Annotated in this window: 15 protein-coding genes and 2 pseudogenes; 7 read left to right on the top strand and 10 right to left on the bottom strand. The window is 69.0% G+C overall.

What is annotated here, in order from left to right; all coding sequences use genetic code 11:
* Positions 1-325 (top strand): annotated as a pseudogene (locus EST92_RS31840) (hypothetical protein); the annotation flags it as partial.
* A gap of 386 nt (positions 326-711) precedes the next feature.
* On the top strand, positions 712-2,901 hold the full coding sequence (locus EST92_RS24735) for an MFS transporter (protein ID WP_129283016.1): 2,190 nt from the start codon (positions 712-714) through the stop codon (positions 2,899-2,901).
* Between the two features lie 60 nt (positions 2,902-2,961).
* On the opposite strand, the gene EST92_RS24740 is transcribed toward EST92_RS24735, so the two are convergent.
* Both EST92_RS24740 and EST92_RS32360 read right to left on the bottom strand, forming a co-directional pair.
* Entirely contained in the window at positions 2,962-3,495 is a 534-nt protein-coding gene (locus tag EST92_RS24740; protein ID WP_161981765.1) for a GNAT family N-acetyltransferase, read from the bottom strand.
* A gap of 64 nt (positions 3,496-3,559) precedes the next feature.
* Positions 3,560-3,655 (bottom strand): annotated as a pseudogene (locus EST92_RS32360) (antibiotic biosynthesis monooxygenase); the annotation flags it as partial.
* Positions 3,656-3,860: 205 nt separating this feature from the next.
* Between EST92_RS32360 and EST92_RS24750 the strand changes: the two are divergent.
* From EST92_RS24750 to EST92_RS24760, 3 genes are read left to right on the top strand one after another with little or no spacing between them, the layout of a single operon-like run.
* A complete protein-coding gene (locus EST92_RS24750) occupies positions 3,861-4,592 on the top strand; it encodes a WXG100 family type VII secretion target (RefSeq protein WP_129283006.1) in 732 nt (243 codons plus the stop codon).
* The gene (locus EST92_RS24755; protein ID WP_129283007.1) at positions 4,589-8,410 is read left to right on the top strand and encodes a DUF6531 domain-containing protein; all 3,822 of its coding nucleotides are present in this window, start codon (positions 4,589-4,591) and stop codon (positions 8,408-8,410) included. Before EST92_RS24750 ends, EST92_RS24755 begins: the two co-directional genes overlap by 4 nt.
* Positions 8,392-8,838 carry a hypothetical protein gene (locus EST92_RS24760; RefSeq protein ID WP_254068994.1) on the top strand — a complete coding sequence of 149 codons (447 nt, stop codon included), beginning with the start codon at positions 8,392-8,394 and terminating at the stop codon, positions 8,836-8,838. Before EST92_RS24755 ends, EST92_RS24760 begins: the two co-directional genes overlap by 19 nt.
* Before the next feature lie 299 nt (positions 8,839-9,137).
* Here the strand turns inward: EST92_RS24760 and EST92_RS24765 are convergent, their stop codons facing one another.
* The 3 genes from EST92_RS24765 to EST92_RS24775 form a co-directional block, all read right to left on the bottom strand.
* Positions 9,138-9,455 carry an antibiotic biosynthesis monooxygenase gene (locus tag EST92_RS24765; protein ID WP_129283008.1) on the bottom strand — a complete coding sequence of 106 codons (318 nt, stop codon included), beginning with the start codon at positions 9,453-9,455 and terminating at the stop codon, positions 9,138-9,140.
* A gap of 86 nt (positions 9,456-9,541) precedes the next feature.
* Entirely contained in the window at positions 9,542-9,775 is a 234-nt protein-coding gene (locus tag EST92_RS31845; protein WP_129283009.1) for a hypothetical protein, read from the bottom strand.
* 40 nt (positions 9,776-9,815) lie between these two features.
* Complete coding sequence (locus tag EST92_RS24775) at positions 9,816-10,277, bottom strand: DUF2000 domain-containing protein (protein WP_129283010.1); 462 nt, start codon at positions 10,275-10,277, stop codon at positions 9,816-9,818.
* 67 nt (positions 10,278-10,344) lie between these two features.
* On the opposite strand from EST92_RS24775, the gene EST92_RS24780 reads away from it, so the two are divergent.
* On the top strand, positions 10,345-11,196 hold the full coding sequence (locus EST92_RS24780; protein WP_129283011.1) for an AraC family transcriptional regulator: 852 nt from the start codon (positions 10,345-10,347) through the stop codon (positions 11,194-11,196).
* 82 nt (positions 11,197-11,278) lie between these two features.
* Here the strand turns inward: EST92_RS24780 and EST92_RS24785 are convergent, their stop codons facing one another.
* From EST92_RS24785 to EST92_RS24805, 5 genes are all read right to left on the bottom strand, one after another.
* On the bottom strand, positions 11,279-11,836 hold the full coding sequence (locus tag EST92_RS24785; RefSeq protein ID WP_129283012.1) for a hypothetical protein: 558 nt from the start codon (positions 11,834-11,836) through the stop codon (positions 11,279-11,281).
* Positions 11,837-12,131: 295 nt separating this feature from the next.
* Positions 12,132-13,523 (bottom strand): glycine betaine/L-proline transporter ProP, encoded by a 1,392-nt coding sequence (gene proP / locus EST92_RS24790; protein ID WP_254068996.1) that lies wholly within the window; start codon positions 13,521-13,523, stop codon positions 12,132-12,134.
* 693 nt (positions 13,524-14,216) lie between these two features.
* Positions 14,217-15,149 (bottom strand): hypothetical protein, encoded by a 933-nt coding sequence (locus tag EST92_RS24795; RefSeq protein WP_129283014.1) that lies wholly within the window; start codon positions 15,147-15,149, stop codon positions 14,217-14,219.
* A gap of 43 nt (positions 15,150-15,192) precedes the next feature.
* Complete coding sequence (locus EST92_RS24800; RefSeq protein WP_129283019.1) at positions 15,193-16,224, bottom strand: CU044_5270 family protein; 1,032 nt, start codon at positions 16,222-16,224, stop codon at positions 15,193-15,195.
* Positions 16,225-16,258: 34 nt separating this feature from the next.
* Positions 16,259-16,921, bottom strand: a complete 663-nt coding sequence (locus EST92_RS24805) for a sigma-70 family RNA polymerase sigma factor (protein ID WP_129283015.1) — start codon at positions 16,919-16,921, stop codon at positions 16,259-16,261.
* Positions 16,922-17,046: 125 nt separating this feature from the next.
* Here EST92_RS24805 and EST92_RS24810 point away from each other — a divergent pair.
* Positions 17,047-17,580, top strand: a 534-nt coding sequence (locus EST92_RS24810; RefSeq protein WP_254068995.1) for a cbb3-type cytochrome c oxidase subunit I, incomplete at its 3' end; no start/stop codon positions are given.

Genomic DNA, 17,580 nt, shown 5'->3' on the forward strand with positions numbered 1-17,580 from the left:
GCGGCTGCGGCAGCTCGGCCTGTATCCGGGAGCGGGAAGCGGCCGCTATGACGCGGAGGTACGGGCCGCGGTCGCGCTGAACGTCCGGGAGGTCGGACCGGAGCGGCGCCGGGCCTGGGGGACCAGGGGGGATGAGGAGGCGCGAGCCGACGGAGCAGAGGAGACGGAGGTGGCCGAGAAGGTGGCGGAGGCGGAGGTGTCGGCGCTGTACACCGCTGCGTCCACCCCGGGTAAGTCGTCCAGCTGGTCGCCCGGTCCGGTGGTGGTTCCCCATGGCCCGGCCGTGGCCCCGCCCGTCCTGGCGGCACCCGGCCCCTCCCCGTAGAGGGGACCGGCACCACCCACCCCGCCGTCATCCCTGCTGCCGCGGGTGCCGTAGCCCCTCCCGTAGCCCCTGCCGGTGTCCTCGCCCGCGTCCCGCTCCCTGTCCTCCTCCCCGTCGGGCAGTGACACGTACGGCCGAACGCGCAGCGGGTCGAAGTCGTCCGCGCCGACCGCCGCGCACAGACAGGCCGGCCGGCCGTCGCCGCGTACCGGGGCAGAGCAGTGCGGGCAGTTCCGTGCCGTCACGAGTGGTCCCTCCCTCGACGCCTCGAACCGGCAGCGATTATCCAGACGTCACCCGCCCCGCGCAGGCGCTCGACGACATCCGTCCGGCCCGCCCTGGCCGTCCCCCGTACGGCCCGGATACCGGACACCGCTCGGCGGGCCATATCCGGCACCGCCGCCCAGGATGGAAGAAGTCCGAAGGCCGGTCCCCATGGGAAGGAAGGGCCACCCCGTACCCCGGCACCCGGCACCCCGGCACAGAGGGAGAGGCTCATGGCGCAGGACACCAGCGCTCCTGCCGTCCCCGGCGAGGGCCGGTCCCGTCGGACGATCCTCGTCGCGATCGGCGCGCTGTTGCTCGGCATGCTCCTCGCGGCGCTCGACCAGACCATCGTGGCCACCGCACTTCCCACCATCGTCAGCGAACTCGGCGGCCTCGACCATCTGTCCTGGGTGGTCACCGCCTACCTCCTGGCCGCCACCGCAGCGACGCCCCTGTGGGGGAAGCTCGGTGACCAGTACGGCCGCAAGAAGCTGTTCCAGACCGCCATCGTGATCTTCCTGATCGGCTCGGTGCTGTGCGGTATCGCGCAGAACATCGGGGAGCTGATCGCCTTCCGGGCCCTTCAGGGGCTGGGCGGCGGCGGCCTGATCGTGCTGTCGATGGCGATCGTCGGTGACATCGTGCCGCCACGCGAACGCGGGAAGTACCAGGGCCTGTTCGGGTTCGTCTTCGGTGGTGCGAGCGTGCTCGGTCCGCTGCTCGGCGGCCTGTTCGTGGACAACCTCAGCTGGCGCTGGGTGTTCTACATCAACGTGCCCCTCGGCATCGTCGCGCTCGCCGTCATCGCCGCCGTGCTGCACATCCCGCGCAGCCGCACCCCGCACCGGATCGACTACCTGGGCACCGTCACCATCGCCGCGGCCGCCGCCTGCTTCGTGCTGATGGCCTCGCTCGGCGGCGTCAGCTACCCCTGGGGCTCCTGGCAGATCATCGGGTTCGGTGTCCTCGGCGCCCTGCTGCTGGCGGTGTTCGTGGTCATCGAGCGCCGGGCCGCCGAGCCCGTGCTTCCGCTGCGGCTGTTCCGGCTGCGCAGCTTCACGCTCACCGCCGTCATCGGCTTCGTCATCGGCTTCGCGATGTTCGGCTCGATGACGTTCCTCCCGACGTTTCTTCAGGTCGTGCAGGGCGTGACACCGACCTTGTCCGGAGTCCACATGCTGCCGATGGTGCTCGGCATACTGCTGGCCTCCACCGGCTCCGGCCAGATCGTCAGCCGCACCGGTCACTACAAGGTCTTCCCGATCGCCGGCACCGGCGTCGTCGTGATCGGCCTGCTGTTGCTGCACCGGCTCGAACCGTCCAGCGGCGTCGCCGGGACGAGCGTCTGTTTCTTCGTCTTCGGCTTCGGGCTGGGCCTGGTCATGCAGGTGCTGGTGCTCATCGCGCAGAACGCCGTCCCCTACCGGGACCTCGGCGTCGCCACCTCCGGTGCCACCTTCTTCCGCTCCATCGGCGGCTCGTTCGGTGTCTCGATCTTCGGCACGGTCTTCGCCAACAACCTCCGCCCGCGGATCGCCGCAGCCCTGGCCGGACGCCCCCTGCCGGCGGGCGTCGACCCGGCGCGGATCGCCGAGGATCCGCGGACCGTGGCACGGCTGCCGGCCGGCGAGCTCGCCGGTGTCCTGAACGCCTACTCCGTCTCCATCACCGATGTCTTCCTCTACGCCGTGCCGCTGGTCCTGGTGGCGTTCGTGCTGGCCTGGTTCCTCAAGGAGGAGCCGCTGCGCCGCAGCGTCACCGCCCCCGACACCAGCCAGGTGGTCTCCTCCAACCCCGTCGAACGGTCCTCGCGCGACGAGGTCGCCCGTGCGCTGTCCAAACTCGGCAGCATGGAGGGCCGGAAACACATCTACGAGAAGATCACCGCCCGCGCCGGACTCGACCTCAAACCGGCCGCCAGTTGGCTCATCCTGCGCATCCACCGCTACGGCTCGGTGGAGCCGGGGCTGCTCGCCGAACGCAGCACCGTTCCGCTCGGAGTGGTCGCCGAGGGCGTCCGGCAGATCGAGGAGCGCGGACTCGCCGTCCGTCAGGGGCCGTTGCTGATGCTCACCGACCGCGGACGGGAGGGCGCGGACCGGCTCTCGACGGCCCGTCAGGAGTCGCTCGCGGAGCTGCTGGGCGACTGGTGGACCAGGGACCGCCCCACCGACCTCACCGAACTCGTCCGGGAGCTGACGGCGGAGCTGTGCGGCTCGGACGCCGAGGAGCCGCACAACGGCGACGCCCGACAACCCCTGCCCCGCACCCATCCGCCTGCCCCACACCCGCCCGACCGGGCGAAGTGAGCACGGCTGGAGATTGCCTGACGGCCGCATCCGGTCCGGCACCGGTCCGTATCCGTATGCTCAGCCGGGCGAGGGGCGCCGGCCCAGCCGCTTCTCGAAGAAGACCTCCGCGTACGGGTCGTCGTGGTACGGCTCGATCTCCGCGAAGCCGTGCCGCCGGTAGAGCGCGACCGCCTCCACCAGGTCCCGCCGGGTGTCCAGCCGGACCCGCTCGGCGCCCAGCCGCGCCGCGGCCGACTCGGCCGCCGTCAGCAGCCGCCCCGCACCGCCCCGCCCACGCCAGGGGGCCCGTACGAACACCTGCTTGAGCTCCGCGGTACGCGCGTCCAGCATCCGCACCCCGGCGCAGCCCGCCACCACCCCACCCGCCCGGGCCACCAGCAGCACCCCACGCGGGGGCACCAGATCGGCACTGGGGTACTCCGCCAGCCCCTCCTCGATCTCCTGCGGCGTCGACCGGCGGCCCTCGTACAGCGCGAAGTAGCGGTCGGCCACCTCGGTGTAGTACTCGCGCAACAGCGCCCCGGCGTCCGGCGACCCGGGCGGCTCCGCGCGGACGGTCCAGAGGGGACGGAGGGCGGCGGCGTCACACATGGCGCCATTGTCACGGCCGGAGCGGCGTGCCGGGCAACGGATTTCCGCTGCCGCCGCCGACAGCTCACCCCTGCCGGGGCCCGGCCTGCTGCACCACCTCCAACGACCACAGGGTCGACCCGGACGCGGCAGGCTTGGGGCGCTCCGCCCCCTCGGCGCCGGTAGGCCGCCGCATCCACCTCTGCATGACGCCGGCCCCGAGGGCGTCCAGGTGTCACTGGGAGCTGCTGAGGCCCGGACTCACAACAGGCACCCCACCAACAAGCCTACTGTTGAAGGTTTTTAGGGCACATGTTTGCCCTCTTCTTGCACGCTCCTGAGCAGAGTCTGATGGGCTGTCGTGGCGCATGGCCGAGGGGGGAATTATGGCGATTGAGCTGCCTGATGAGGTGGTGTCGTTCCTTCAGTTCATCGGGGTGAACTGGCCGAACGTCAATGAGGACAAAGTTCGCGAATTTGCGTCCCATGTCAGGGACTTCGCCCAGAAGCTGGACGACACCCACAAGGACTCGACCGCGACCATCCATCAAATGGCCGAGGTGTATCAAGGGGCGTCGTACGAGGCGCTGCTGGCCAAGTGGGGGCAGCTTTCAGGCAGTCATATGACGGAGCTGGTCAACGCCTGCCACACGGTGGCCACCGCACTGGATATCGCGGCGGACACCATCGTGGCGATGAAGATGGAAGCAATCACCGAACTCATCGTGCTGGCCATCACGTTCGTGGCCGACCAGGCGGCAGCGGTTGCCACCCTCGGGATCGCGGAGGCGGCCGAGGCGCTGGTCATCGCGGCCGGCAAGAAGCTCGTGAACTTCCTTGAGCAGCAGTTGGAGCAGTACATCATCGGCCAGGTCATCGAGGCGGCGATCAATCCCTTGGTGGCGGTGGTCGGCAAGGCGGTGAGCGGCATGGTTTTCCAGTCCGTCGAGTCGGCGCTCGGTGTCTCCGCCGGGGGCGGGAATGGCGTGGGGGAGAGTTTCTCCATCCATCCGGAGGAGTTGCACAAGCGCGCCGAGTTGTTTCGCGGGCATGCGCGGTCGGTGGCGTCGCACGCCGCTGAGTTCGAGTCGAAGGCCGCGGCGGTGAGCTTCGAGTGAGCAACCGGATTGTCAAGGCGCTTGAGGACGGCGCGGAGAAGCTGGGCAAGACCTTGGCCAAGGATGCGAGCAAGGCCGTACAGGACCTGTATCACGGGGCGGGGGACCGGCTGAAGAAGGTCGCCACCAACCACGCGGAGAACGACGCCCAGCACGCCGCGGAACTCAACAAGCTCCTCAAGGGCAATAAGCACGACGCCCCGCACGCCCCGCACACCACGAGCGGCGGCGGCCGTCACGGTAGCGGTGGCGCCTCCCGTAGCGCCCGTGACGAAGCCGAGTCGGGCCACGCCAACGACAAGACCCGTCGCGACGAGAGCAAATGCACCGACGGCACCGACCCCGTCGACCTGGCGTCGGGCAAGGTGTTTCTGTCCCAGAGCGACATCACCCTGCCCGGCGCCCTGCCGCTGACCTTCACCCGCAAGTACGAGTCCTCGACCCGTATTGGCCGCTACATCGGCCCCTCTTGGTCCTCCACCGTCGACCAGCACCTGGAGATCGACGGCGACGAGGTCATCTTCGTCACGGAGACCGGCATGCTGCTGCGCTATCCGGTCCCGGAGACGGGTGAGCGGGTACTGCCGCAGGACGGTCCACGCTGGCCGCTTATGCGAACGGTCCAGGGCGACTGGGCGGTCAACGACCCGGTGACGGGGCAGACTCGTTACTTCAGCGACGCCCTGCACGCGCCCGGCACAGCTCTGCCCGATGAGATCACGGACCGCAACGGGCACCGGATCACGTTCGACTACGCGGACGAGACCGGCATCCCGTACGCGATCCGGCACAGCGCCGGCTACGAGCTCAAGCTGACATGCGACGAAGAGGGACGCCTCACCGCCCTGCACCTGGTCGGCGCGGCTGAGGGCGGCTCGGACCAGCTGATCAGGTCCTACGAGCACGACCAGGCAGGCGACCTCATCGCCGTCACCCACTCCACCGGCGCGGTGACCCGGTTCGAGTACGACACCGAGCACCGGATGACCGCCTGGGTCGACTCCAACGACTCCCGCTACGAGTACACCTACGACCACCGCCACCGCTGCACCAGCCAGTCCGGCGCCGAAGGGCACGTGGCGAACAGGTTCGCCTACAGCGAGCCCGATGCGGAGAACGAGCACCGCACCACCACACTCACCGACGGGCAGGGCGCCGTCACCCGGTACCTCATCAATGCCCGACTCCAGGTCGTCGCCATCACCGACCCGCTCGGCAACACCTCATGCACCACCTACGACACGCACGACAACCCTCTACAGATCACCGACCCGCTGAATGGCATGACCCACCTGACGCATGATGAGGGCGGGCACCTCCTCTCCGTCATCCGTCCGGACGGCTCGACCACCTCGGCCAGCTACACCGACCTCGGCCTCCCGGCGGAGGTCACCAGTGCGGACGGCCAGATAGTCCGTCAGGAGTACGACACCAAAGGCAACCGGATCGCTGTCACGGACCCGGCCGGCCACACCACCCGCTTCACTCACGACAACTACGGCCACGTCACCTCGGTCACCGATCCGCTGGGCAACGTCACCCGTATCGAGTGCGACATGGCGGGACTCCCGCTCGCCGTCACCGACCCGCTCGGTGCCGTCACACATTTCGGCCGCGACCGCTTCGGCCGCACCACCTCCGTCACCGACCCGCTCGGTCACCTCACTCGCTATCGGTGGACACCCGAAGGGCTCCTCGCACACCGTCTGAACCCTGACACCAGCGAGGAATCCTGGACCTATGACGGCGAGGGCAACTGCACCTCCCACACCGACCCCATGGGCCGGACCACCACCTACGAGTACGGGCCTTTCGACCAGCTGAAGGCGCGCACGGATCCGGACGGTGCACGCCACCAGTTCGTGCACGACACCGCGCTACAACTCAGGGAGGTCATCAACCCTCAGGGCCTGACCTGGCGCTACGAATACGACGCAGCAGGCCGCTTGATATCCGAGACCGACTTCGATGCCCGCACTCATACCTATTCGTACGACGCGGCAGACCGGCTGACTTCACGCACCACGCCGCTCGGTCACACGATCCACTTCACCTACGACGCTCTGGGCCGTACCGCCACCAAGGTCGTCGACGGCGAGGTCACCACCTACCACTACGACGCTGCCGGGCGCGCGACCCAGATCACCGGGCCGGACAGCGCACTCTCCTACCACCATGACGAGTTCGGGCGCGTGGTGGCCGAGACGGTGAACGGCCGCACCACCACCTTCGCCTACGACGCCTTGGGCCGTCGAATATCCCGTACCACCCCCACCGGAGCGGTGAGCCGATGGGCCTACGACGCAGCCGGACAACGAACCGGACTCGACGTCTCCGGCCGCACCCTGACCTTCGTCCACGACGCACTCGGCCAGGAACTCTCCCGCACCCTGGGCGACATCACCGTCGCCCACAGCTTCGACGCCGCCGGCCGTCCCACCTGCCAGCACGTCACCTCGGGCGCTGAGACCGTCCAGCACCGCAGGTACACCTACCGCGCGGACGGAAATCTCACCGGCATCGACGATCACCTCAACGGCAGTCGCCGCTTCGCACTCGACACCGGCGGCCGGGTCACCACCGTCTCCGCCCACAACTGGACCGAGACCTATGCCTACGACACGGCCGGAAACCAGACCCACGCCGCCTGGCCCGATCGCCACCCGGTCGCCGAGGCCCGGGGTGAGCGCACCTACACCGGCACCCGCCTGGACCGCGCGGGGGGTATCCGCTACGCATACGACGCGGCCGGCCGCACGATTCTGCGTCAGAAGACCCGCCTCTCCCGCAAGGCCGACACCTGGCACTACACCTGGGACACGAACGACCGCCTGATCGGCTGCACCACCCCCGACGGCACCTGCTGGAAGTACACCTACGACCCTCTCGGCCGCCGCTCGTCAAAACAGCGTCTCGCCCGAGATCAGCAAACGGTCGTGGAGCGGGTGGACTTCACCTGGGACGGCGCCACCCTTTGCGAACAGACCACCACAAGCGGCCTGACCCTCACCTGGGACTACCAGGGGTTCGTTCCGCTGGTTCAGCGGGAACGCAAACACCTCAGCGACACACAGGTCGACGAACGCTTCTTCGCGATCGTCACCGACATCATCGGTACGCCCACCGAACTCCTCGATGAGCAGGGCAACATAGCCGCCCGTACCCGAACCACACTGTGGGGCTCCACAACATGGAGCGCCGACGCGACCGCCCACACTCCTCTCCGTTTTCCCGGACAGTACTTCGACCCTGAAACCCAGCTCCACCACAACTACTTCCGGACCTACGACCCCGAAACCGCCCGCTACCTCACGCCGGACCCCCTCGGGCTCGGTCCTGCCCCCAATCCGACCGCATATGTCATCAACCCCCACACTTGGAGTGACCCGTTCGGACTTTCCCCGGAGGGCGAGCACGAGTGGGCCGATCCAGCGGATATCAATTTCTCCCAGCGTACGGTTTCACCGCACGACTATGCCGACCGCATGCGGGCCGGGGAATGGGACTGGAAGCGTCCGGGGGCGGGGCTCACCGTCATGGAAGTCGACGGTCAGCTGGTCAGCTACGACAACCGACGGCTCGATGCCGCCCGGGAAATAGGCGAGCCTGTTACGATCCACAGGGTCAATCCCAATGACCCGTACCCGCCATCGCCCAACGGCGTCACTTGGAAAGAAGCCTTCCGAAAGCGTATGAACTCCGGGCTCAACAGGGATGCCCAAGGTAATCCCGTTCCGCCTACGGGGCTTACGGAACGGCCGCCACATACGCACGTCTCAAAGCGTAAGAAGAAGAGCGGATGCAAGAAGAAAAATTGAGTGCGATCGAGCGCCTCTGGGCGGAATACCAGTTGCCGGACCTTGACGGCCTGCACTTCCCTGACGGGCGATCATACGAAGTCTCCCTCGATGCCGACGCAGCGAGTGGAATGAGGCTGGGGGGAGTGTTCGATCTCGAAGAGGTGCTGGCGGAGGACCCGGACTGGGTGACTGACATCGGCAGGAACCAATCGGTTCCCCTGGCGGATGGAGGGTTTCTCTGGGTTGGCGAGGGGGTGTCCCACGGATCGTACGGCTTCTGTGGACGCCTTCATGCCGATCACACCCTGGTCTGGGCCCTCTTCTTCGAGGATTCCAACCCTTTCACCGACATCCGAGTTTCGGGGAACACCGCCGTCTTTCGCTCCACTTCCGGGGTGTCGATTACCGTTGACATCGACGATCCGCTCCGTCCCGCAGTTGCGTAGACGTTCTTGATGTGCCGTCAGCAATCCCTTCACGGTTTGCCGATGGAGGAGCGTTGAGTAGTTGGGACCGCCGGGCTCGTGCTTGGGTGTCCGTGTGATGCCGGGGGCGCCGGCCAGCTCGTGAGGGGCTGGGTCCGACGCCCCGGGGTGAGCGACGGCGATCAGTGGCCATGTTGGTGACAAGCCCTGTCACGGCTGAGATCACGATGGTGCGAGCCGTAGCGGACCGTGCTCCGCAGTGGGTCACTTCAAGTGCGGAGCCCAGGAGCGGACACTGTGATGAGCCACCACCGTGGGACTCATTCGCTCTTGGGTGCTGCCTGTTGCACGACCTCGAACGACCACACCGTGGAACCGCTGGCGGCAGGCTTCGGCCGGTCGCCGCCCCCCTGGTGGGCCGCCTTCATGGGCCCCTCCATCCACGCCTGGAACGACTCCTCGTCACGCCACCGCGTGTACACCAGGTAGTTGTCGGTGCCTTCGACGGGGCGGAGGAGTTCGAACCACTCGAAGCCGTCTGAGCTCTCGACCGCGTGTGCGCGGGAGGCGAAGCGCTTCTCCAGGGTTTCCCGCTGCTCGGCGGGGACGGTCAGCACGTTGATCTTGACTACGCTCATGCGTCCATCTTGCCGCATGTGGTGTGAGGGGAGTGTCAGCGGCATCGAGCGGCACAGTGGTACCTCAGAGCAGCTGGGGGGGAGTTCTAGCTGGCGCTCATGCCGCGTTCAGGCCACTCATCTGCTTCGGCGTACATGGCGTTGATTTTGCGCGATGCCTTGAGGGAGGAATAGTCCATGTTTCCGTCATCGGGTTGTGGCCTCCGTGTAGCCCTGTTCATTGTGAGCCTCCGCGACATGGCTGAGGGGTCGTCGCCAAACGCGTAGATGATGGCGTCGTCATGCTCGGAGAGTTTCTTGAAATATATCAACGCGGCCACGATCGCTCGCTTTCGAAGCAGGTAGGAGGCAGCGGCCCCGTCAGCCGTGCAGTTTCAGGCCCTTGGTGATTTTGTCGATGATGCCGCGGGGGCCGTATACGGCGAGGCCCACCAGGTCGAGGTGGTCGGTGGTCACTGCCCGCACCGCGGCCCGGTTGTCGTCGTCGTTCCCCGTCGTGAACATGTCGGCGGTGTACAGCGCGGTCGGTACGGCGCGGCTGAGTGCGCGGGCGTGGGTGCGGGCCAGCGACCTGGCACCGGCGGTGAAGCACCACACCGGTTCCCGGAACAGCGGGAGATAGTCGTTCCCCGAGGCGTCCTCGTAGCGCTTGCCCATCACGTCGTCGGAGGCGTGTGCGATGCCGCTCGCGAGGAATGCGGTGACGTTCAGCTTTTGCCAGTCGGCGAGGTCGTCACGGACGATCACGGCGATCTTGGTGTCGAAGCGGGGCGCGGCCGGCGCCGTGCGGGGAGCGGTGGTTGCGGTCGGTGCAGTCGTCATACGGGGAGTCTCGTCCGGCATCCGGACGGCCGTATTGAACGCTGGTGCGGAGCGGCAGACTGAAGCGATGAGCAGGCAGCACGACGGGGACTGGGTGCGTTATTGGCGCGATCCGGACCGGCCGCTGGAAGCGATGCACGCGCACTTCGTCCGCCATGTCTTCCACCCGCACAGCCATGACGCCTATTCGTTCGCCGTGACGGAGACCGGCGCCCAGCGCTTCACGTGCCGGGGTGCGGGCCACACGAGCGCCGCCGGCATGGTGATGGCGTTCAACCCGGACGACCCGCACGACGGGGAGTCCGCCGTCGAACTCGGCTTCACCTACCGGATCATGCACATCGGTCCGGACGTGGTCCGCGCCGTCCTCGACGATGTCACCGACGGCCGGGGCGCGATGCCGCTGTTCGAGCGCCCGGTGGTCGACGACCCGGTGCTGGCCCGCGCGCTGCGCAGACTGCATCCGGCGCTGGTCGAGGGCGCGGATCCGCTCGTACGGGAGGAGCGGCTCACCGCGGCCGTCGAAGCCGTGGTGCGGCGGACGGCCGCGGGTCGCGCCACGGCGGCCGGAGCGCGCGAACTCCCCCCGGGGGCGCAGGCCGGGGCGGCCCGGCGGGCGCGCGATCTGCTCAGGGCGGCCTATGACCAACCGGTGACCGCCCAGGAGCTCGCCGATGCCGCGGGATGCAGCCGCTTCGCGCTCTACCGGGCGTTCCGGGCCGAGTACGGCATGGCGCCCAGCGACTTCCAGCGGCTGCTGCGGCTGCGCCGCGCCCGCACGCTGCTCCTCGGTGGCCGCCCCATGGCCGAGGCGGCCACCGAGGCCGGATTCGCCGATCAGGCCCACTTCCACCGCTGGTTCGTGCGCTGCTTCGGTGTCACGCCGGGCGCTTTCCGCCGGGCCGCCGCGCGGACGTGAGGAACCCGGGCCGCTGGCGCCGGTCCATGGGCCGGCGCGCCGATCACGCGCGCACGCCCATCACCTCACCCCTGGAAGCCGGTCACGCGCTGAAGGAGAACGTCAAGCCCAACTGCTCGTGCAGTGCTGCTGCCTGCTCAGGTGTGGCGAGGACCATGATGCTGTCGTAGCCGGCGCTCGGCTTGCGGGGGAAGTCGACGTAGTGCCATGAGCGGGGGTCGTCGTCATGGGCGGTGAGGGCGATGGCTTCGCAGGCCGCCTCGTGGTCGTAGTAGTCGTCCGCGAAGTGTTCGGCGGAGAGGGAGACGGGCGCGCCGTTCCGTTCGAACTCCAGACGGTCGAAGCGGCCGCCCTCCAGGTCGCCTTCGCCCTCGACGAGCCGGACGTTGGTGAGGGTGACCGCGCCACCGGCGACCTCTTCGGCCTCCGCCAGCAGGCTCGCGTAGTCGTTGTGGATGGAGTCGATGTCGTCGGCGTGGACCGAGACCGCCACGCCGAAGTGTTCGAGGGCACAGGCGGCTTCGTAGAGGTCCAGTTCGTGGTGCGCGAAGTCGGCGAAGGCCTCAAGGACGCTGTCCATCTTCTCCTTGGGGACCATGCCGATCTCGTGGAGGAGCGGGCCGATGCGGGCGTACGTCATCCGTGCGGACGTAATCGATGAAATGTTCGGCACGGAAGGTGATTTTGCCAGAACGGCGGCCTTCCCGTGCGGAGTTCGGGTCGGAGGCTCCGCGCACGCCGGCGGCCCGCACCACCCCGCGGGGGCGTACACGCCAACGGCCTGTACCACCCCGGCGGGGTCGTACAGGCCGTCGTCGAGCCGCGCGGGCGGCCGCGGAAGCACCCGCAGCGTGTCGATGTCTGCTGCCGATGGCCGCGGCCGATGTCTGCGGCCGGGTCCCGGAGTGCTTCGGGGTGCGGGCGTCGGTCTGCGGTCAGGCAGGCGAGCCGGCCGTGGCCGGGCGGCGGGCCGCCTCGCGGACCTCCTGCGCCTCCGCCTCGGTCTCGACGGCCGGTGGCGAGCCGGGGAGCGGCTTGCGGGCGCTCTCCGACATCAGCAGGACGGCGATGCCGCCGATCACGGCCGCCGCCATCATGTAGTAGGCGGGCATCATCTTGTTGCCGGTCGCACCGATCAGGGCGGTGACCACCAGCGGCGTCGTCCCGCCGAAGAGCGACACGGAGACGTTGAAGCCGATCGACAGCGAGCCGTAGCGCACCTTGGTCGGGAACAGCGCGGGCAGCGTGGACGGCATCGCCGAGGTGAACGTGACCAGCAGCAGGCCGAGCGCGGCCATACCCAGCGCGATGGCGGCCAGCGACCCCTGCCGGATCAGCAGCAGGGCAGGCACGGACAGCACCAGGAAGCCGACGCAGCCCGCGCCGATGACCGGGCGGCGCCCGAAGCGGTCGGTGAGCCGGCCCGCAAGCGGCTGGACGCCCATCATCAGGACCATCACCGCGAGCACGACCAGCAGCCCGTGCGTCTCGTCGTACTTCAGCTCCGAGGTCAGATAGCTCGGCATGTACGACAGCAGCATGTAGTCCGTGACGTTGAAGACCAGGACCAGGCCGACGCACAGCAGCATCGACCGCCACTGGCCGAAGATCATCTCGCGGATGCCGATCCGCTTCTCGGCCTCGCGGCGCTCCTTCTCCCTGGTCCGCGCCTCCTTCTCCAACTGGGCGAAGGCCGGGGTCTCCTCCAGCCGCATCCGCAGGTAGAGGCCGATGATGCCCATCGGACCGGCGATCAGGAACGGGATGCGCCAGCCCCAGGAGTTCAGGGCGTCGGTGGACAGCAGCGCGGTCATCAGCGTGACCAGGCCGGCACCGCCGACGTAGCCGGCGAGCGTGCCGAACTCCAGCCAGCTGCCGAGGAATCCGCGCTTCTTGTCGGGCGCGTACTCGGCGATGAAGGTGGAGGCGCCGCCGTATTCGCCGCCGGTGGAGAAGCCCTGCACCAGGCGGGCGACGAGCAGCAGGACGGGCGCGCCGACGCCGATGGAGGCGTAGGACGGGATCAGGCCGATGGCGAAGGTGCCCGCCGCCATCATGATCATGGTGATCGCGAGGATCTTCTGCCGGCCGATCCGGTCACCGAGCGGCCCGAAGACCATGCCGCCGATGGGGCGTACGAGGAAGGCCGCCGCGAACGCTCCGAACGTCGACAGCAACTGCGCGGTCGGATTCCCGGACGGGAAGAAGACGTGCCCGAGGGTCACCGCGATGTAGCTGTACACGCCGAAGTCGAACCACTCCATCGCATTGCCGAGCGCGGCCGCCGACACGGCGCGCTTGACCATGGCGGGATCGACGACGGTCACCTCGCCCGAGGCCGGCTGTGCCGGATCCGCCGCCTGCTTCTGCTGCGGGTCGGGTGCGGTATCGGCACGGCTGCCGACGGGTTCACGGGGCCCGGGGACGACGGGGGACTGCGTCGGCACGTGCTCGCTCGCCTGCGCTCTCTTTGGACGACGACATGGACCGCCCGCCATGGGGTGGCGGGCCGGAGCCCGCCATGGAGCGACGGGCAAAGATCGACCATAGGGGCAGAACGGATCATCACGGACAGTGTGCGGACGACCGCGCAGTCGGCCGTATACCCGCTCCTTGCTGGGGAAACGCACGTTCCCCGAGCGATTTCCGGCATGCGCCGCTGTGATCCATATCGCGATGATCCGCTGCAACCATTGGGGCATTGTGACGTGCGTCATGCGCACGGGTGCCTGTCGTTGCGGCCGGGGGCACCTGCCGCCGCCGTGGCGGCCGGGGGCCCAGGGCAACCGGCGCGGGGCGCGGAGCTGGGTGGCGTACGGCACTGGGCCGGGTGGCGTACGGTGCCGGGCCTGGCGGGCACGCGAACGGCGCGGCGGCACTCTGCACCGCCGCGCCGATGTGGATCGTCGCGTTCTTCCAAGGATCAGCCATGATCGCCGGCCCCGCCACTCGGGCGGCAGGTGAACGCGGCGGGCCGGGGCTCCCCCGGGGGTCTCCGGCACGGGCCCCTGCTGGAACGGTCATGCGGTGCCCTTGGTGAACAGGGATCGTTCAAGGGCGGACCGGATGGAGCCGGAGGCGCTGTCGCCGGCCGGGGTGAGGGCCAATGCGGCCGTCATGAGCAGCAGCACGCGGACGCCTCCGCCCGTGGCGCCGTCCACTCCGGGCAGCAGCGGGATGACCACAGCGAAAGCCGCCAGGACGAGGCTGGAGCCGGTACGGCGCAGGATCCGGGCGGCCCGGGACGTCGGCGGCTCAGCGGCGCTGTGTTGCATGAGGGCCGCCAAGTCACCTGCCGCGAGGGCGAGGACCCCGCTGCGCAGCGAGGCGGTGATCGCTTCGTACTCCTGGGCTGTGCGTACGTGAGTGATCGCACCGAATACCCCGGTGGCAGCGGTGATCAATTGCTGTCCTTTCGAGGCGGACAGCGCCGTCGCAATGGTCAGCCAGGAAGCCGCGGCAGTGACGACAACAGTGGAAAGCACAAGGCACGGCACGAACCAATAGGCAATCTGCGGGTGGGTGACGCGCCAGATCGTGCCGCGGAGGCCGAGCCGACGGAAGAGAGAGACGAGCCTGCGCATGTCATTACGGGTCACGATGAGCGCGCTGAGACAGACGGCGGCCCAGGTGGCGGTGGGAAAGAGCCACCAGGGCGCACGGGCGGAACCGCCGGTATCCGTCGCGAACAGTGCGGCCACCGCGCCGGCGGTGACAGAGGCCGCCGCCATCCCGACCGCTGTCACCACGGCGGCGACGTAGTTACTCATGAACTGCAAGTTGACCGGGTAGCGGTTGCGCATCCAGGCGTGCAGCACAGCCATCCGGACTTCACGGCTCTCGCTGTCGCCGAGATCGGGAAACGCCTGGACATACCACCGGGTCCGCGACGCCACATCGCGCAACAACGATGCCTCGTGGCGGAGCAGTTCGTCATTGCTCAGGATCCGCATGCGGCTGTCTCTGCCCACATCGGTTCCGCCGCAAGCCGGCATCTCACGGCATCCATGCCTCGTACGACATGACCTCCCCGGACCTGATCCTGAACTCCGGCAGGTTCTTGGTGAAGGTGACCTCCAGGCCCAGGAGTTCGCCGGTGCGCGGATCGAGGATCACCATCTGGCGCGTGGAGTTCGCGGCGCCGTCGGGGCCGTCGTACACATACGCCTGCCCGCGCCGGCCCAGCCGGTCGGTGACCACGCCCGCCGGGCGCAGCCCGCCCGCACCGGCCAGCATCCGGACGATGGCTGCCGTCTCCCGCGGGCCCGGCGTCCACTCCTGGCGGAACGAGGAGAGGGCCGTGAGGAGTTGCCCCGTGGTGCGGGTGCCGTCCGGGCCGCCGTAGCGCCACGACAGCTGTTCGCGCAGCTCCGCGGGGTCCGTCGACGGCCGCGTACGGGAGGCCAGGCCGCTGTGCCGGGCCTCCGAGCCCGCCGGATAGGTCGTGTCGTGCAGGACCTTGCCGTCGCTGACGGTCTGCCAGTGGCCGTCGTTGTCGTGGATCACCGGACGGCCCGGGTGCCGCGGGTCGGTGGCCACGACCAGTTCCGAGCCGCTGCCGTCGGCGTTCCAGTGGGTGATCCGCTCCTCGGGAACGGTGACCGGCGGCGCGGCGTCCGGGCCCGACTCCATGCTCATGTACCAGGTCTGCAGATGGCTGCCGCGCCGCGGCCCGTCCGCGGCGCCGGCCGTCCGCGCCGCGGCCTGCGCCCGGTGGGCGAGGGCGTCCAGGGACACGGACGGCGCACCGGTGTGCAGGGTGAGGGCGGCGGGCGCGGCGACGGCGGGGCTGCTGCCGGCGCCGGAGAAGGTCGGCGCAAGGGCGGCGACGGCGGCCAGGGACGCGGCGGTCAGGCCCAGCACCAGATGCCGCCGGCGCGCGGGGCGCGGGCGGGCGGTGGGGCCGGGGCCGGTCGTCAGCTCCTGTAGCCGGGCCGTTGCCCGGGCGGTCAGCGGGCGGTCCCGCCAGGGGCCCTCGCCGGCCGGGGCGGGGTCGGACTGCCGCAGCAGCTCCAGTTCGTCGGTCATCAGCTTCAGCTCGTCGGTCGTGAGCTCCGGTTCGTCAGGCATGGCGGCGGCTTCCGGCTCGGGTCGGTACGGGCTGGGGGGCGAGGGGGAGAGGGGCGGCCGGGCGGGGATCCGGGCCGTCTGTCGTCCGGCCGGTGTCCTGCGTCCGGCCGGTGTCCTGCGTCCGGGTGGTGTCCTTGGTCCGGGCCGTGTCCTTCTGCCGCATCCGCTCTATCTGCGTACGGAGCCGGCCGCGTGCCCGGTGCAGGCGCATGGCGGCCGCGCTCTGCCCGCATCCGAGGGTCACCGCCAGTTCCCCGACGGTCAGTTCCTCCCAGGCGGTCAGCCGCAGCACCTCCTGGTCGGCAGGGGAGAGCCGGGCCAGCGCCTCGTGTACCCAGGAGCCGGGCCGTTCCGCGTCCGGACTTTCCAGCGTCTGCCGCCGCTGCGCCGCCTCGTGGTGGCCGAGCCGGTGCAGCAGCCGCCGGTATCTGCCCCGCCCCCGCACGGTATTGGCCAGACAGTTCCGGGCCACTCCGTACAGCCAGGGCAGTGGCGCGTCAGGAAGTTCGGCGCGGCGTCTCCAGGCGGTGGAGAAGACCTCCGCCACGACTTCCTCGACCTCGTGTGCCTGTCCGTCCAGCCGGCGCGCCACAAAGCGGCTGACCGCCCAGTAGTGCGCGCGATAGGCCTCGGCGAAGGCGTCGTCCGTGCTCATGAACCCTTGGTGTCCGGCATGGCTCAGATCTTCACACCTGGCCGGGTGAGACTTCCCACCCCCGCGTACCGGCCCAGGGCCCGGCGAGCGGTGAAGTGCGCGGCGGTGCCGGACACCTACCGGGCATGAGGTTTCCCGTGAGGTGGTTGACGACCACCGACCACAAGACGATCGGCACGCTCTACCTGGTCACCGCGTTCGCCTTTTTCTGCCTGGGCGGACTGATGGCCCTGGTGATGCGTGCCGAACTGGCCCGGCCGGGCCACCAGATCCTGTCGAACGAGCAGTTCAACCAGGCGTTCACGATGCACGGCACGATCATGCTGCTGATGTTCGCGACGCCGCTGTTCGCCGGTTTCGCGAACTGGATCATGCCGCTGCAGATCGGCGCCCCCGATGTCGCCTTTCCGCGGCTGAACATGCTCGCCTACTGGCTCTACCTCTTCGGTTCGCTCATTGCGGTGGGCGGATTTCTGACGCCGCAGGGCGCGGCGGATTTCGGCTGGTTCGCCTATGCGCCGCTCTCCGACTCCGTGCATTCCCCCGGAGTCGGTGCCGATATGTGGATCGTGGGCTTGGTGCTCTCCGGCTTCGGCACGATCCTCGGTTCGGTCAACTTCATCACGACGATCATCTGCATGCGGGCGCCGGGCATGACG

It is taken from the genome of Streptomyces sp. TM32 (assembly GCF_004122755.1).
Lineage (GTDB): Bacteria > Actinomycetota > Actinomycetes > Streptomycetales > Streptomycetaceae > Streptomyces > Streptomyces sioyaensis.

Excerpts from the sequence above, each read along its gene's own strand:
- EST92_RS24740 (WP_161981765.1), bottom strand. The coding sequence starts at position 3,495 with ATGTGTGACGCCGCCGCCCTCCGTCCCCTCTGGACCGTCCGCGCGGAG.
- EST92_RS24750 (WP_129283006.1), top strand. The coding sequence starts at position 3,861 with ATGGCGATTGAGCTGCCTGATGAGGTGGTGTCGTTCCTTCAGTTCATC.
- EST92_RS24760 (WP_254068994.1), top strand. The coding sequence starts at position 8,392 with ATGCAAGAAGAAAAATTGAGTGCGATCGAGCGCCTCTGGGCGGAATAC.
- EST92_RS24765 (WP_129283008.1), bottom strand. The coding sequence starts at position 9,455 with ATGAGCGTAGTCAAGATCAACGTGCTGACCGTCCCCGCCGAGCAGCGG.
- EST92_RS24775 (WP_129283010.1), bottom strand. The coding sequence starts at position 10,277 with ATGACGACTGCACCGACCGCAACCACCGCTCCCCGCACGGCGCCGGCC.
- EST92_RS24780 (WP_129283011.1), top strand. The coding sequence starts at position 10,345 with ATGAGCAGGCAGCACGACGGGGACTGGGTGCGTTATTGGCGCGATCCG.
- EST92_RS24785 (WP_129283012.1), bottom strand. The coding sequence starts at position 11,836 with ATGACGTACGCCCGCATCGGCCCGCTCCTCCACGAGATCGGCATGGTC.
- EST92_RS24795 (WP_129283014.1), bottom strand. The coding sequence starts at position 15,149 with ATGCGGATCCTGAGCAATGACGAACTGCTCCGCCACGAGGCATCGTTG.
- EST92_RS24800 (WP_129283019.1), bottom strand. The coding sequence starts at position 16,224 with ATGACCGACGAACTGGAGCTGCTGCGGCAGTCCGACCCCGCCCCGGCC.
- EST92_RS24805 (WP_129283015.1), bottom strand. The coding sequence starts at position 16,921 with ATGAGCACGGACGACGCCTTCGCCGAGGCCTATCGCGCGCACTACTGG.